Origin of the sequence: Flammeovirga agarivorans (assembly GCF_012641475.1) — a bacterium.
Classification (GTDB): Bacteria; Bacteroidota; Bacteroidia; order Cytophagales; family Flammeovirgaceae; genus Flammeovirga; species Flammeovirga agarivorans.
The window spans coordinates 22,871-39,351 of the sequence record NZ_JABAIL010000003.1 but is presented as its reverse complement, the minus strand read 5'-3'; the positions used below and the strand labels follow the sequence as shown (position 1 = coordinate 39,351).

Here is a 16,481-nt window from a genome sequence, read left to right as displayed (position 1 = left end):
TTGTATCTACTTTTTTGTGGTTTAGATGAAATAGGTTGCTTTTGTTCTTTCGGAAGAATGAAAAATCTGAAATGATCTCGTTTTTAATAGGAATTATTCCTTTTAAACTTGGTCTCTTTTACTTTATTTTCTGATTCTAATATACTCAAATATATATAAACAAAAACGGTTCGAGTTTACACCCAAACCGCTATTGTTTATATCAAGTAATAAATTATGTATTTCTTAGATAAAGTAATTCTTGTTACTCTCAAAAAATGTTTTGGCAGAAGTATATTCCCTTCCTGTTACTTTTTTGAAGTCTTCTGAATACTCGGCTGTCCATCCTTGTTTCATGATATAGTTTAATTCCATCATTGCATTCACCATCCATACAGGCATTCCGTTGCTTAACATACTTTCCCTTGCTTTATCTTCAGGTACATCGATATAACTTACTTTCTTATTTGTAACTTCACTAATGATGTTAGCATATTCGTTATTAGTAAGTGCTAATCCGCTTAAGTTGTAAGCTTGGTTATAATGGCTTTCTGAAGTTAACGCTATGCTTATTACTTCAGCAATATCGTTTATATCAACCATACCTAATTTTGCAGCACCATTAGGTAAGTAAAAACCACTATGTTCTTTTATAGTTTGACTGTGAAAGTTGATGAAGTTTTGTAAGAAATTATTGGGGCGAACAAAGGTGTAATTTATACCAGATGCCTTAATTAATTCTTCACTTTTTCCTGCCCAACGAGCCATTTGAATTTGTCCATCTACATCTGCTCCTAATGCTGTGCTTCTTACAAAATGCTTTACATTATTCTCTATGGCACTATTGATTACCAATTGTGTAATAAATTCTGGGTTTTGCATTAAAGGTGTTACCAAAAATATTCGCTGTTTACCTTTTAATGCTTGGTTTAAACTGTCTTGATCAGTAAAGTTGACCAAAACAGGTTTAGCATTAAATTGTTGTACTTTCTTGAAATCTCTTTCTGAACGTACACCGCCAAAGACTTCCACGTTTTTGTTTTGTAAATTCTTTAGAACAGCGGTTCCAATATTTCCAGTAGCTCCTAATACGATTATTTTTTCCATTGTCTTTAATTTTTTCGATTTGATAGTACAAATATCTATCAACGATGGATCTTAGCGGTAACCAAAAACAATTTGAAAATGACCAAAATTACATTTAAGCTTTTCTGTATTCGTTAGGTGTTGTACCAGTTGATTTTTTAAAGAACCGGACGAAATGTGTGGGTTCATCAAAACCCATAGAATAGGCAATTTCAGCTATATCGTCAGTAGTATATTTCAGCTGCCGTTTAGCTTCTTGAATGATTTTGACAGAAATAATCTCCTTTGCGGTTTTCCCTGTTATTGATTTAACAGTCTGATTTAAACTATTTGCAGATACGTTTAATGCATCTGCATAATCAGCTACTTTTTTATGTTTGATATAACTGTTACCTACTAAATTTTGAAATTTGAAGACAAGTTCTTCTTTCTTGGAAAGCTTTTTAGAGGTGTTATTGTTGGCTTCTTCAATGCTTTTACATTTAAATAAAATGGATAATAAAAACGATTGAATAATTTGAATTCTGTAGGAATTTGGTGTGTAGAACTCATTGTAGAGTTTTTCAAAATCATAGATAAGTTCCTTTGTTTCATTATTACTCAGCTTTAGGAAATTCTTCTGAGCCAAATCAAAAAGAGAAAATTCTGTTTTAAAATCACCACTGTAAAAATTGAGGAATTCTGCTTTAAAATAAACATTAAACCCAGTAGTTTTTATGCTTCTTTGCCAAGAGAAAATATGGCTAGGAGATAGAAAATAAAGGGTGTTTTCTAAAGTTTCATTAGTTTGTTCATTGATATTTACACTAGTATCTTTAGCATCTAGTATCAAAGAAATCTGATAGAAATCTTTTTGATAAGGAGACATTTTGAGTGACTTGTCTCTTGGGAGTTCATCAAACTTAAAGATGAAAAAGTCAGGAATATCTGTTCGTTTTTCAAACCCTGTCGTTTCAAAAAACTCATTAATTTCTTTAAATGTTTTTATAGTATTCTTCAATTTTACATTAAGAGTTATCTTATCTCATTTAGCAATAGTTCCCAAATTGTATTTTTGAACTTGTCTTTAAATACACCAAAATGTCCAATTTTCTTCACTCCGAAATCATCTGGTACTAAATGAGTTGATTTAATCTTTGAGTTTAGATATTGATTGCCCATCCATTCTACTGCTTTTTGAGGAGCAAAATAATCATCTTCAATACTAAATACACTAATGTCTACTTCAATTTTATCATAATATTTTATAGCTATTGATTTATCACTATGTATATAATCTGGATTTTTGCACCAATTTCGCCACTGAGCGGCTACATTTTTTGGTAGGTTCTCCATTCCGCTCAGCTTTTTTGAGTTGAGATATCCATATAGATGTAAAAGGGTTGGAATTAGAATATACCAATTGAACCACATTTTTATTTTATCAATTCCTTGCCAAAATTTCCAGTAACCGGATTGTGAAGCAATAAGTATAATTTTATCAAATTTAGAGGATGATTTAGCCAAGCCGATCATTTGCCCTCCAATGCTATGCCCAAGAATTACTTTTTTAGCGTCGGGGTAGTTTTTTATAGCATATTGCAAAACGCTCTCTAAGTCATATTGCCCCCAATCAGCAGCATTATTATTTAATTCTTTGATGGGTTTAGTCAGAGAGCGACCAATTCCATTGTAATCAAAAGTGATCACTGAAACTCCTTTTTCGGACAGAAACGAAGAAAATTTTTGATAATACTCTTGTTTTATTCCCGTCGCTGAGGCGATAATGAGAAGAGTGTCATTCTTATTGGCTTCATAAAGTGTTGCAGATATTTTTTCTGAATTGGATAGTATTTCAATGTGTTTCATTTCTTTTTTGATGGTTGTCAATGTCTCTGTAACAAAGTATAGGAACGGTTATATTGGTTAAGGTTATGTTTTAGATTTAGTTGTTATTATTGTCAACGAGTTCTAATTATTAGTGGTTTATTATTTACTCTATCGTTCCATGTTTGGTGTACTAGTTTGTAATATCCAACATGAAATTTATCTAGTTGAAAGATACTAAAATGAATCAATGAGAGGAATACAATCCTAACTTTATTTCTTTGGGAGATACTTTCTCGGTTCTTTGTGTTAAACCAGTAAAAGTCACTGAAAACTTATACAATTGGATAGTTCGAAATGACGCTAGCACTTAACATTACGAACAGTGGAGAGATTATTATTGCTTCCATGGCTTTTTACCATATCTACCCTCGATATCTAAAGTATCTCCTAATAATTCATGTAACCATGAAGTTGGATCATAATAAATAATTTCATTTGGTATAACTTCACCTCCTTTAGTTTTATGATAAAGACTATCTGAGCCTGCGAAATGAATAATTGAATCTCCACTAGCAACTTTATCATAGCTGTTATCATAACCTAAATTGACTAGATAAAAATCGTTATTTCCATAAAAACAAACCCATGACCTATCCCTAAATAGAAATTGATCAATATATATATCATAATCAGTATTAAGTCTTAACTGCTTAAAACTTCTAAGTAAACTTGAAATTAGAACCGGGACAATAACCATAAATAATACTAGAAAAATTAAATTCTTAATTGTAGGATGTATTTGCTTCATAAATTCAATTTTATTTATTCATCAGAAATAACTGTTGTATTACCTACATCAACGGAACCCTTTGTACCTTTTCCTTTTATATCTTCACCAATAGTGAATCCAAAATTAAGTACTCTTCCTCCACTTTCTGGATCAAAAGCTGAACATCATAGTCTGTTCTTAGTGTTAAGACGAAAATCGTCATTAAGAATTAACTAATGTATAAGTCTTTGACTTATAACAACACACAAATAACATGCATATTTAATTAAGAAATTCGTATTTCATCCATTTTATAGTTTGAAATGACGTGAGTGCTTAACATTACGATCAGTTGGTGTAATCTTATAACTTGGCAAGTTGCCTTCAATACAAAAGTGGATATTATTCGAGAAGATGTTTATCAAATGATAGTAGAAACGATAACGAAAGAAACTTACCAGGCCAATAAGGGAGTGCTGAGTTTGTATTAGTTATAAGTATCAAACTTAAACAATAGTAGAGTTCGTAGTAGTGCTTATCGGCCTAATATTACGAACAGTGTTGGAGCAGGCATATAATTCTGGTCATTAATTTACTCGATGCCTTCCTGATGCTAAAAAACCAATTGATGGAGGTTCCTTTTTCTGATTAAATATTTCGTAACCTCTTTTAAGATCAGTCCATAATGCAATTTTATCAGTATCTGTCTTATATGTTTCAGATAGGCGTTTGAATTCGTCCTCAGATAATTTTGAAGGAAAAATTGTGATTGGTATTTTAGTTTGTCCGTTATTTCTAGCCTCAGTGCAGAATATATATAATTCTTTTATTTGGTCATCAGTAATTGGTAAGCATCCTATTGTTACACATGCTCCATGAATAAATATGTCTCCACCAAGTTGGCCCTTTACACCTAATATTCTGTCAGATTTATTGGGGTAATTAATTCCCAGTGATAAGTAATAGCTGCTGTATGGATTGAATCTGTCTATATGGTAGAACCCTTCTGGAATTTGTAAATCACCTTGTTGACGTTTAGGTCCTAAATTCCCAGAGGTGTTACATACTTCATATGTTTTAATCAAGGAGTATTCTGTATCAGAATCATTTTTACCCCACAACTCCATCTGCTCTTCATTTTTAAAGGCACGAAGATAAATTTTCAACTTATCTATATCAATCTGCTTATCTTGAAGCAGTGTAAGCATGCTATTTTCTTTATCCTTATATGCTTGTCGAACTCTCGAATACTTAAGCTGACTATTTTTAAATGAATCAGTCTGAAAAGAGCTAAGAGTAATTATTAATAGTATCGATAGAAGTTTCCTTGTCATAGTCTCAAATTATATAGATAAGGTCAATGAAATATCGTTAGATTGAATTGATAATTAAGTCAATCAATTGCAAGTCAAAATATTCTACTTAGAATAACCTCCATAGTAATTCATGTACTTTGGATGAATAGGAGCAAGCATCTGTTTGATGTTATCTGATACAGTTGCATACACTGTGACATTACTTACTACCATTGATTCAAAAAAGGCTTCCCTCGAACTTTTATTCGCCATAACATGCTCTGTTAATGCATTCTCATCTGCATATAATTCAAGTAGATACAAAGACTTACCATCTTTACTGATAGACCAAAAATGTGAATTAGTACCAGATTCATTGTATGTATCCTTAGCTAATTTTTCTATAGCAACTTTACTCTTCACTTCATCTTTAAAGCTCGCACTTGTAGCAACTATAATTCTCTTTCTTTCAAAATCTTTAATTCCAGGTTCTTGATCTTTAGCTGCAATTTTAGAATACCCTCCATAGTATTCCATATATTTTGGGCTAAGAGGTGCAAACATCAATTTTATGCCTGTGGATACATTTCCATAAACAGTAACATCAGTCACTTTTATAGATTTAAAGAAAGATATTCTCGCTGATGTGAATCTCTTGATCGCTTCAACAAGCGCTTTTTTGTTATCATATTGTTCAAGGACAAATAATGATTTACCATCTTCACTCCTGAACCAAAAATGAGAATTCACACCCTCTGCAGCGTGTGCATCGTTAACTATTGTGTCCATTGCGACCCTACACTTCTCCTCATTTTTAAAGGTAGCGTTCATTGTAACAAAAATTCTATTCGTTTCCATAGTCTTTCTTATTTATACTTAATTATGAATCTTATATACTTTTCTAATTGATGCCAACGTTTAAACAACACGTTTTCAATGGTTTTTATTTTTTCTTTTTCTCTAGATTTTCATAGTTAGAGACTTGATAGTTTACTAAAAGTATTGTCTCTTTATTAAATTCTTCGACGCCTTTATCAAATGAACCAAAAGAGATACAAGAATTACCTAAGCTAACATATGTTATCCCATAGTAATCTTCTTTCTTATTTAAACTCTCACTTAATTCAACACTATTCATTGAGTATCCCAATATCAAAATAGGAGTACCTTCATCATAAAACTCTTGAGCTATTTGCCTTAATCGTTCATAAATAGCTTGATTGAGTAGAGAGTCTTGGTCATATGATTCTAAAAATGTTAAACAAGATGCCAAATTACAAAAGTCTAATCCTTTTGAGTAGTTAGTAATTTCCAGATATTCTATTGGTTTTAGACTTTTAAAACAACGGTTGACATAATTGTCTAGCAGAGGAGTTGAATATATTGAGTCTTTATCCTGCCCAAAAACTAGGGTTGATATTAGTTGAACTGTTAATATGAATAATACTTTTCTCATTTTGAATGTGGTACAACATCATGAAAACACAATGTTATTTATCTACAAAAATTAAACAGTCAACTACAATAATAATAAATTAGTTTACTGTTTATTAGTGTGTTTAAAGTCCTATTAAAGATATTAATTAATGTATTACAGTACAAGTTAGCTTTTATAGTATTAGATAAATGGAACGGTTAGTTATCTGTCTTGGGCAAGCCATACATCATCTGATTAACTTTCAATGGGTATAAAATAAGAGAGAATCAAAAATACATTTCAATAGCTGTATTTTTGATTCTCGAATTCTGTTGTATAATGTTTAAGTTATTCGTTGATTAATAGTAGCTTACCTCGAACTAACCCTTTTTCTAATCTTTTATGAGCAGCTTTGGCTTCTGTCAATGGCATAGTTTCATAAATCGGTTTGATCTTTCCTTCGTTCAGCCATTGATACAATTCTTTCATAGCACTTTCAACTAAAGGGTAATTATTGTAATAAGTGGCATAAATTTCTGAGAATGAAATAGTAGGAGCCTTGCTGAAATTCTTAACGGCTTCTTCCATTAAATTGAACTTTCCTAAACCTGCTAAAAATCCAAATATTACGATATGTCCAAGTGGTGCTAAAAGTTCTAAATCATTTTTGATGCTATCACCAGCAACTGGATTAAAGACATAGTTTATACTATTTTCTCCAACAGCTTCTTTCACTTGTGTCATCCAATTTTCATAAGAAGTATTAAAAGCATAATCAGCTCCTAGGTTTAATGCATTTTCTACTTTTTCATCTCTACGTTCTAATGCTACAACCTTGATATTGAATATTTTGGCTATTTGAATTAAAGCTGTTCCAACACCTCCCGATGCAGCATAAATGAGTGCCGTTTTACCTTCTTCTACTTTAGCTACATTTTTAAGCATATGGTAAGCTGTAAAATAATTGACAGGTAAAACTGCCGCTTCTTGTAAATTTGCTTCCTTGTCTAACACTACTAGTTTATGAGCATCTACCAGCGCATATTCAGCATAAACTGAAGATCCAATTACGCCAAGAAATGCTACCTTATCACCTTTATTTAAATGAGTGCCGTTGGGGTCTTCAACAATACCAGTGCCTTCAACACCGGGGATAAAGGGTAGCTCTGGCATCATACCAGGAGGCATATTTCCCTCGCGTAAAACTGTATCAATAAAATTAACAGGTGCTGCATGTACTTTTATTAAAACTTGTCCCTTTTGAGGTATCGGTAACTGTACTTCTTTATACTCTAATACTTCAGCTCCCCCGTTTTTTGTGATTTGAATTGCTTTCATAATTTTTAATTAAAGGTTATGGTACAAATGTAGATGCTATTGAAAGCCAATTGATAATACTAACAGCGGAAGAAATGGTAAAAATTAGTGATTTTGACGAAATGCCTTTGGTGTTAATCCTGTATGTTTTTTAAAGAATTTACCAAAATAGGAATTTTCAGAGAAGTTTAATTGAAAGCTTATTTCTGCCACATCTAGGTCAGTATACATTAACATGTTTTTTGCTTCTAATAGGATTCTCTCAGCAATATGTTCTTTTGCTGTTTTACCTGTATGGGCTTTAATTCTGTTATTGAGATAATTGGCCGTTAGGTTTAATTGTTGGGCATAAAATTCAACAGATTTTTCTTCGATAAAACTGTTATTTACCAGTCTTTTGAATTGGTTCACTAATCGAGTTTCTGATGAAATGGTTTTCTCTTTAGTTTGGTGTTTTTGTTGAATTACCTTTACTTTTTCAAGTAGAGCTACTACTAATGCTTTCGCCACATTGGGGTTCTGTTTGTCCGTCTGAATGGCTCTAAACAAATTTATAAATTCCCTTTTTTCATTTTCATTGAGGTGAAATAAATTGTTTTCATTATTTCGGAAGAAAGAGTATTCAGAGATTACCTCATTGATAAAAGGTAATAGGAACTCGGCTTTAAAGAAAAGCAAAAAACCTTTCATTGAATCACCTCGAACGAAGCTAAAAACATGTTGGGGGCTTTGAAAGAAAAGTATATCGTTTAAATGGGCATGTTTGTCTTGATTGATTAACATTTCTCCTTCCTCTTGATTTTCAAGAAAGATCACCGAAAAGAAATCTCTTCGATGAGCAGGAACCATTTTCTTTGTACTTGGATAGGTTTCTTGATGAGTAACAATATCGAAATCAACAGAAATGGGATGACGGTCAAACTCTGTTGTGTTGTACAAGTCTTGTATGTCTGATATTGTTGGAATCATCTATTTTACAATTTATTAAAGTCCAATATTGTTTAACAGCAATTCAGCTTCTTTTATTTGGACTCTTTTTTCTCCATTTATAGGTGACAATATACTCAAATAAATACAAAAGCGATTCGAGTTTTTACCCCCAACCGCTTTTGATGATATACAATTTAGTATATAGACTTACCTCAATGATTGCTATCTACTTTCAAAGCAATAAAGGCGAAACAGACCGCTAATGTACCATGTAAAATGATAGCTCCTAATGCCATGGGTTCACTGTAAATTTCAAAATTAGGTGAAGCAGAATATATACTTCCTAAAGAACCAAGTGTATGAAATACTGTAAATCCAGTGGCAACAATTTTGGCAGTTTTAGAGAGTACACCAGCTTTAAATAGAATTAATAATCCTAAGATACCTAAAGCAAATAATGCAGCTCCCATAAACCGAAATGTTATTGCCAAGGCGACGGTCTGATTGGCGATTTGTTCTGCAGTTTGAGAGGCAGATGCTCCTTTGATATAATTGTTCATTCCGAACAAAATTTCAAACAATGAGTGAACACCAAAAGTGATCGTTGCAAAACGTTTCATATGTCTCTTTTTGAATTGTACTACAGAAAACTACTTCTTATTTGTTGCACTAATTTTGTTCCATCAGGATCTGCTTGTGTCTTTAATCGACAAAACGCCTCTGCCCATTCTGAGGTTCTGATCCTTAATGGTGGGTTCTCGTTTTTCGAAATATCAAGTAGTACTTCTGCGACTTCAGTTCCTGTTTGGTAAGTTTGTGCTTCCCCTTCCTTTGCTCTTTTTTGTATTCCCGCCATATAGGCCTGAAAAATAGGTAAATATTCTCCTGACGCTAAGGCTCCATCGACTGCAGTTTTACTTACAGCTGAGTTCATAAATTCAGTTTTTATACCACCGGGTTCCACACAAGTGATTTTAATATTAAATGCATCCGAAACATAAGTGGCTAAACCTTCCATATACCCTTCTACAGCGAACTTGGCTCCGCAATATAATTCGTTAAAGGGTTGCCCAACTAAGCCTCCAACAGAAGTAATACTTATAATCTGTCCTGATTTTTGTTTTCGCATATAAGGTAAAACAGCCTGTGTACAAAAAACTACACCATGGTAATTTACATCTGTGACCCACTTTATTTCTTGTTCCGTTGCATCTTCGGTTGTTTTGGCAAATCCTGCCCCAGCATTGTTAACTAATACATCAATTTTTCCATCTTCGTCGATGATTGTTTGTACCGCTGTGCTTATAGATTGTGCATCTGTTACATCCAACTGGATAATGTGAATGTCGAGGTGATCACTTTCTGCCTTTTCTTTTAAAGCATCTGCTTTTTTGAGGTTACGCATAGAAGCGTACACTTTGTAGCCATTTTGTGCAAATAAAATAGCACTATCAAAGCCTACTCCTGTTGATGTACCTGTGATGAGTACGTTTTTTTTCATGATAGTTAGAATTTAGAGTGAATGTTCATTCCAATTTGGGTTTAAAATTTTTTATTCTTTAATCGCATCCCATAGGAGATTCATTTGATTTTTTAGTAAAGAATCTTTCTTTTCTGTTTGATTGAAATACCATCTCAGATAAGATAATATTGCACCAGCTATAAATGTCAAGATCTCATCAATAGGAATGTCTTTTATAATTCTTTGTTTTTGGCCATTATGTATAAGTTCAACGACAGGAGCAATAGATTTTCTACCAAACTTTCTACTTTCATCTGTTATAACAGGTGATGCCTGTAATTGTTCTATAAACTTGAAATACATGGGGTTGTTGATAAAAAAAGAAATAGCAGACCTAAAATACATTTCAAATTGAGTTCGAATCGGTTGCTGTTTATCAAAATCGGTGAAGATTGATATTTCTTGGGCTTTTATACTAATATATACCTCATTGATTAGAATTTCTTTGGTAGGAAAATAGTTATAAATAGTTCCCATTCCAGTACCGGCTACTCTTGCAATTTCAGACATAGGAGTATTATGAATTCCATTTTCGGTGAGAAGTTCAAGGGCAGATGATAATATGTTTTCTTTTTTACTCACTGTATAAATATATAAAATTGGAGTATTTATTCCAATTTAACATGTTGATGATGTGTTAATTATATTTTCTTCTGCATAAAATGGATAATAATAAGAGATGTCTACTTAGTATTCATGAAATAGAGTAATCAATAAACAAAAAATCCCACTTTCAATAAGTGGGATTTTGTTTTGATGATGATGAGTTAATTTTAAGCAAACTAATTATTCTAAATCCGACGACACTGAGATGATGTTCAACATCAGTGTTTAAAGTTGTGTGTAAATACTATATTTTTATGGATTTGATAAATCCAACGAAGTCATTTTCTGTATCATCAACCGCTTTCCGATTGATTACATTACAAACATACGGAGAGTATCGTCTCTTGTAAAATCAAATGTTTTTATGCTGATATAGAAAAAACCTATAGAGGTGGAATGCCTTACTTTTAACTTCTTCTTTTCAATCTTTGAGGATAAAATACTGCCTGAATCAAATTGTATTCTAACTGACTAAAGTCAAAGGCTTTTCCATCCAATTTAAAATTGGAGTAGGGGAACCATCTTAAATTTGTTCTGAGAATAAAAGCTTCATTTGTTTTTCCGGGGACAATATCCCATCCAAAAGTGATACCCGGTTCGAAAGCTGTAAAACGAAGTTTACGTTTTAACCCATCTACATCTTCTATGTATTCAATTTTGTCATGAGCGATATTAAGGCCAATATATGGAGCGAATCCAGAAAAGTCGATGAGAAATTTATTCAATTCTATGGCTACTGACTGCTTTTTTATAGTTTGCTTGGTACCAAACCCTTTGGTAGTATAAGTGGGATTCCTAAAAGATATGGCGGTAAAAAAGTTAAGTCTGTTAAAGTGATACCCCAATGCAAAATCGAAATAGGCAGAAGAAGCCAATTTTTGTTGTAAATAAGGAAATTCCTGTGTGTTGTATTCTGAATTAGAGAGTGAAAACGATTGAGAAGGTCCTACGCCAATAAAGAAGTCACCAAATGCCACTGCATCATAAGAAAGCTTGGATATATTAGGATAGCTATTCCATTGGTCTATATTTTTCTGCGTATTATTTTTTGTAGCATCAAAGGAATAAAGAAGACCAAATTGGAGGGAATAGGAGGGCGTAACAATTTCTGTCATTTCAGTTTTACTGAGTGGATATTGCCATTTATTATTGGAGAAATAATTGACAGCCAATCTAACACCAAGTTTTTTGTAATTGTACATCAACCCTGCATCAAAATTCAACATAAAGTCTTTGGCAATCGTAGTATACTTTTCACCTGACTGTGGGATTTGTGTAAACGTCAAGGATCCCCAGTTAACCCCAAAATAAGGACGTATTTTGCCTTTTTTCATAGCCCAAGGATATACTCTTGTACCTGTTGCCACAGCATGTAGTAATTGATGTTGGGCCTCATTTCCATTTAAATTTATTTGTCCTAAAGGAAATGAAACATAAAATTCTGCATGCCCCCAAAAATGAAATCCACCCCATGTGATGTAGGGGTTTAAAGTAGCGGAATAATCCACCGGTGTCACTTCACCGTTTATCAATTCTTTTCCTGTAAATGGAGGGAAAAAATTCCCTCCTGTTTCAAGATACATTTGTGCAAAATCCAATCTTCTCTTTTGATTTATAGCTTCTTGAGCATAAATATTGACAACGAATAAGTAGCTGATTAGGATTGTGATAATCTTCTTATTCATTTGATTAGAATTGAAACCCAACAAAAAACCAAATATTGTTATCAAACTGATTACTCTTGATGGTGGCATCCCCTAATTGCGTTTCTTCAATAGGATCAAGTGTATACCTAAGAGGAAGCGAAACTCTGTAATAAAGACCTTTGACCTTTAAAATATCGGTTTCTACAAAGCTGATTGCACCTCCAACGGTGAAAGAAGATTGTTGCACCTTTTCATTTGAGATAGTATGCCTGTATTCATGATCATAATACCCAACAGAAGGGGCAATATAAAGGCCTTTGAAAAAGACCGGAATGTCGTAGAACAATTCGAAACCGAATTGCTTGCCTTCAACATTTTCACCATCTACAGCTTTTACAAAATCAGATGACAGATGTTCTTCAGTTAAAAACAGATGTGTGAAAGACACTCTAAATAGATGGTCATTCTTAAACCTTACACCTACTTCACCTCCTAGAGATTTGAATTGATTAAAGATTGCTTCTCCAAGATCATAAGCGATAAAGAACTTATTGGTTTTACTTTGAATCGAATCTTTACGAGAACTGTTTTTCTTCGAAGAATAAAAGTTTGTGTTTCTAGATACTTCAGTTGAAGATGCTAAATCTTGAGCATTTGAAAGAATGGAATAAAATCCAATAAATGTGAGGAGTAATAATTTGTACTTCATAATCTAAATTTTTGAAGCAAAACTATAGGAGATATAAGGGAGCCACAATCGGGTAAATGTATGATTTCGACTAAAAAAAGGGATATCATACAAAAGTATGAGAGTTGATAATCAGTGAGTTATTGATTTGTTGTCGTTTTATCATAAACCCAAGACTTAAGTGCTGGGTTTATGATGAGTGAAAGTATACTTTACTACTACTTTAAAAAAGTTCATTACCTAATAAGTAAATTGGATAATTCATTTCGAGTTTTCACACCACACTTTTTGTAGATGTTACTCGCATGGGTTTTTACTGTGGGTAATGAAATGAAAAGTTGATCAGCGATCTTCTGATAAGTCACCCCTTTTTGAAGTAAAGAGGCGATTTCTTGTTCCCGCTTCGTAAGTGCATAGTTCTTGAACTGCTGTTTGTTGGGTGCGATATCGTTATTGATAAGAGACAACCTTTGCATATCATCATAAATCTTTCGAATTGCTAAAGCTGTAAATGCAATGTACAATAGAAACCCTATCTGAAAATGCTGATACTCGTTTTCGAAGGCATAATGGAAAATCAGATAAATAGGAGTTAGTATTAGAAAAGTGAGTGCAAAAACCCGGTTTGATTTCTCCAAATGCTGAAATTGTTGGATTGGTTTGGTCTGCCTTGTGATAAGCATTGATACCACTATCGTTATAATTAAAAAGACAATTACAGCCCATTGTGTATAAAGCATATTACCCAATAGTTTCGATACGATCACAACTACAGCCAATCCGATTGATATCCCAATATGTATCTTTTTGAATTTGTCTGGGATAGAATGTTTTTGGAGACCCAAAGTATCCAGAAAAGTCGCACAGGCAACCAAAATCATACACAGTAAAGTAGAAAGTGTAGTGGTTTTCTCTTCTGGAAATAATGGAGAAACACTAATGGAAATTAATAGTAGGAGTAGCGAGAGTGTAAACCCAACTGTCTCTCTATTTTCCATTTTTTTATTGTAACACAATATTTGCAGAAACAAAGAAATTGTTAATGCAGTATAGGTGACAATTAGTATGAAATATTCAAATTGAAGCACTTTTCTTCTGTGTTAGTTTCAATTGAGTTTGTTGTAATATGAGATGTTATCCCATTAACTTATCCTCAATTATAGTCATTTTTTTATTTGAAATTTATACTTCTGTAATATTACATCTGATTCATTATAAAAATCATAAACTAACAAAGTTCCACTCATTTTAGAATCAGTACCATTTTTTACAATAAAGACAGGCATAGGGTTCCTGATTGAATTTTTTAAGTAGAATATTGCATAACCACTACAATTCACTTTATTAGTTTTATATTCCCGATTACCAAGAATATTAGAGGTGAATACTAAGCCTAAGCCAGTGGTCTTGATTTGCGTTTTTTCGTGATTAATTTTTAATGTCCCTGTATGTAAAGAATTTCTATTATTTAAATTTGATCTTTTTGGAGGGAGCTCAATTAAGTACATCGAAGTAGATGTGCTATCATTAATGTTATGAGTTAAAATTATCAATCCATCTGATTTTTCAACTATATAACTCCCTTTATGGTGGTCTATAAATGTAATTCGATTACCAGTTTGAGTATAATTTGAAGGAGTACTTTTGTCGTATTTCAGATTCTTAAAGACCACACTTTTTTCGTCTTTATTAAACTTAAGTGATATTAATTGATGTCTCATTGAATTTAAAGTACCACTTGGTTTTTTTTCTGACTCGACTATTAATGTTGATAAATATTCTCCATCTAGTATTTGTCCAAAACTACATATTGGAAGAAGAATGAATAAGAAGATACAATGTTTCATTAGTTTAAAATCGACTATAAATTTTAGGAGTGTTTTAAATATAATATACGGAGCTCTTTCTGTTGATTATATTCTACTGTTACATACCGCTTAAGAGAACTATTGTGTATAGTTAGATATTTGGATAGTCATCACATGGTTTATCACTTCAAGAGCAATGATTTCATCTGAAATAAATTTTAACCTATTTCAGATGAATAATTCCAAAATAGGGCATAAAAAAAGTATCCTCCAAAATAATTATCCTATAATCGATTCTGTTAATAAAGAAATTATGTCAAGTTAGTTTAAGAATTAATACTCAGATGTTTTCTAATAGAAAAGTGATCTCCTTTCTATTCTTTATTCATTAAAATATATAATCCATATTTTGCCTTTTCTCCATATAAAGCAACGGCAGATTCAGATTTAAAGAAGTAAATCACCTTGTTTTCTAAATTTATAGTAGTGTTATTCCTTGCAAATTTAGCATCCATAAATTCATTGTAGTTCATTTCCTTACCATCGCTTAATACTACAGGAGTTTCATCATCTTTCATTACACGAACTTTGCCGATTATATGTCTAATGCGCGTCGCTTTAATGTCGTATTCAGAAGATATTTCATGTTTTGTTAATACGTAATCAGTGGTCTCATAACCAACAAATTTTTTATTATCTGTCTTATGATTTATTATTTGATCATAAGAAACTCTCACAACATTTTCGTCATCGATTAACTCCTTTGGAATTTTAATTGAAAAAGTACCATCCTTTAGAGTGTAAGTTGAAAATATCTGATTGATTGTGATAAATGTGATCTTTGCATTTTCTACCACTTCTCCATTTTCTGAAGTAATTTGACCACTAAATAAAGTAGACCTTTTAAGTGTAGAAGTATTGATACTTTTATCAGTACATAGATCATTGTTAGAAGTTTGTTCAAGATCAGCTTGTAATGGTACGTTTGTGGCCTCTGAAGTTTGATTGAAGGATAATGATGTGACGATCATTAATCCTACTGCTACATTCGAATAGGGTAATTTATTTTCATTATTTTTTTTAATTTCTACAAACGGTATCCTCTCTTGCTCACTTGTTAATCTAACACATAAATTCTCATTATTATTGATTTCTTTAATGATTTGTGAGCCATTTTTTTGTGTGAAGTCAATTAGTGTTTTTGAACAGATTTCACAAAAGCGTCCCTTTTCATTCAGACTCATATTGTCCCAATTTTCTTTGCAGGGTGTATCTATTTTTAAAAACTTTGTTTTCATAAGATCAATTTTATAATTAGTGGAGAATAATAGCTAGACAATGTTCATTGAGTATAGTCTCACTGAGAATTATTAGATTGTTTGAGTCTTCAACTTAGACCAAGAGTAAAGCCTACCGGTATACTACTTAAAATAGTGAAGAAATACGTTTCAATTTAAAAGAGATAAGCGATAGAGAAGAGCACAAAACAGTATTTTGGATAACACAATATTAATTTTTGTGATAAAAACGACCTGATCATCTACCGTTGGATAGTCTAACCGTAAAAAAGGCCTCAAGGTATCTCCTTGAAGCCTCTTAATGATCTCAT

17 protein-coding genes are annotated in these 16,481 nt (G+C 32.3%); all 17 read right to left on the bottom strand.

The window, feature by feature from the left end:
• Positions 1 to 225 precede the first annotated feature (225 nt).
• On the bottom strand, positions 226 to 1,086 hold the full coding sequence (locus HGP29_RS09385; protein ID WP_168882140.1) for an SDR family oxidoreductase: 861 nt from the start codon (positions 1,084 to 1,086) through the stop codon (positions 226 to 228).
• A 94-nt stretch (positions 1,087 to 1,180) separates the two neighbouring features.
• The gene (locus HGP29_RS09380; RefSeq protein WP_168882139.1) at positions 1,181 to 2,065 is read right to left on the bottom strand and encodes a helix-turn-helix domain-containing protein; all 885 of its coding nucleotides are present in this window, start codon (positions 2,063 to 2,065) and stop codon (positions 1,181 to 1,183) included.
• 14 nt (positions 2,066 to 2,079) lie between these two features.
• Positions 2,080 to 2,913, bottom strand: coding sequence for an alpha/beta hydrolase family protein (locus HGP29_RS09375; protein ID WP_168882138.1), 834 nt, complete (start codon positions 2,911 to 2,913; stop codon positions 2,080 to 2,082).
• A 355-nt stretch (positions 2,914 to 3,268) separates the two neighbouring features.
• Positions 3,269 to 3,682 (bottom strand): hypothetical protein, encoded by a 414-nt coding sequence (locus tag HGP29_RS09370; protein WP_168882137.1) that lies wholly within the window; start codon positions 3,680 to 3,682, stop codon positions 3,269 to 3,271.
• A gap of 548 nt (positions 3,683 to 4,230) precedes the next feature.
• Positions 4,231 to 4,977, bottom strand: a complete 747-nt coding sequence (locus tag HGP29_RS09365) for a L,D-transpeptidase family protein (RefSeq protein WP_168882136.1) — start codon at positions 4,975 to 4,977, stop codon at positions 4,231 to 4,233.
• Positions 4,978 to 5,061: 84 nt separating this feature from the next.
• Complete coding sequence (locus HGP29_RS09360; RefSeq protein ID WP_168882135.1) at positions 5,062 to 5,796, bottom strand: hypothetical protein; 735 nt, start codon at positions 5,794 to 5,796, stop codon at positions 5,062 to 5,064.
• An 85-nt stretch (positions 5,797 to 5,881) separates the two neighbouring features.
• Positions 5,882 to 6,394 carry a hypothetical protein gene (locus HGP29_RS09355; RefSeq protein WP_168882134.1) on the bottom strand — a complete coding sequence of 171 codons (513 nt, stop codon included), beginning with the start codon at positions 6,392 to 6,394 and terminating at the stop codon, positions 5,882 to 5,884.
• A gap of 309 nt (positions 6,395 to 6,703) precedes the next feature.
• On the bottom strand, positions 6,704 to 7,693 hold the full coding sequence (locus HGP29_RS09350; RefSeq protein ID WP_168882133.1) for a quinone oxidoreductase family protein: 990 nt from the start codon (positions 7,691 to 7,693) through the stop codon (positions 6,704 to 6,706).
• A gap of 84 nt (positions 7,694 to 7,777) precedes the next feature.
• Positions 7,778 to 8,641, bottom strand: coding sequence for a helix-turn-helix domain-containing protein (locus HGP29_RS09345; protein ID WP_168882132.1), 864 nt, complete (start codon positions 8,639 to 8,641; stop codon positions 7,778 to 7,780).
• Positions 8,642 to 8,814: 173 nt separating this feature from the next.
• On the bottom strand, positions 8,815 to 9,222 hold the full coding sequence (locus HGP29_RS09340) for a hypothetical protein (protein WP_168882131.1): 408 nt from the start codon (positions 9,220 to 9,222) through the stop codon (positions 8,815 to 8,817).
• Positions 9,223 to 9,242: 20 nt separating this feature from the next.
• Positions 9,243 to 10,103, bottom strand: a complete 861-nt coding sequence (locus HGP29_RS09335) for an SDR family oxidoreductase (protein WP_168882130.1) — start codon at positions 10,101 to 10,103, stop codon at positions 9,243 to 9,245.
• 51 nt (positions 10,104 to 10,154) lie between these two features.
• A complete protein-coding gene (locus HGP29_RS09330; protein ID WP_168882129.1) occupies positions 10,155 to 10,706 on the bottom strand; it encodes a TetR/AcrR family transcriptional regulator in 552 nt (183 codons plus the stop codon).
• Positions 10,707 to 11,137: 431 nt separating this feature from the next.
• Positions 11,138 to 12,415: a hypothetical protein gene (locus HGP29_RS09325; RefSeq protein ID WP_168882128.1), complete on the bottom strand. Its 1,278-nt coding sequence runs from the start codon at positions 12,413 to 12,415 to the stop codon at positions 11,138 to 11,140.
• A 4-nt stretch (positions 12,416 to 12,419) separates the two neighbouring features.
• A complete protein-coding gene (locus HGP29_RS09320) occupies positions 12,420 to 13,085 on the bottom strand; it encodes a hypothetical protein (RefSeq protein ID WP_168882127.1) in 666 nt (221 codons plus the stop codon).
• Positions 13,086 to 13,300: 215 nt separating this feature from the next.
• Positions 13,301 to 14,062, bottom strand: coding sequence for a helix-turn-helix domain-containing protein (locus HGP29_RS28880; protein ID WP_235958289.1), 762 nt, complete (start codon positions 14,060 to 14,062; stop codon positions 13,301 to 13,303).
• 165 nt (positions 14,063 to 14,227) lie between these two features.
• On the bottom strand, positions 14,228 to 14,911 hold the full coding sequence (locus HGP29_RS09310) for a hypothetical protein (protein ID WP_168882126.1): 684 nt from the start codon (positions 14,909 to 14,911) through the stop codon (positions 14,228 to 14,230).
• Positions 14,912 to 15,246: 335 nt separating this feature from the next.
• A complete protein-coding gene (locus HGP29_RS09305; RefSeq protein ID WP_168882125.1) occupies positions 15,247 to 16,170 on the bottom strand; it encodes a carboxypeptidase-like regulatory domain-containing protein in 924 nt (307 codons plus the stop codon).
• Positions 16,171 to 16,481 lie beyond the last annotated feature (311 nt).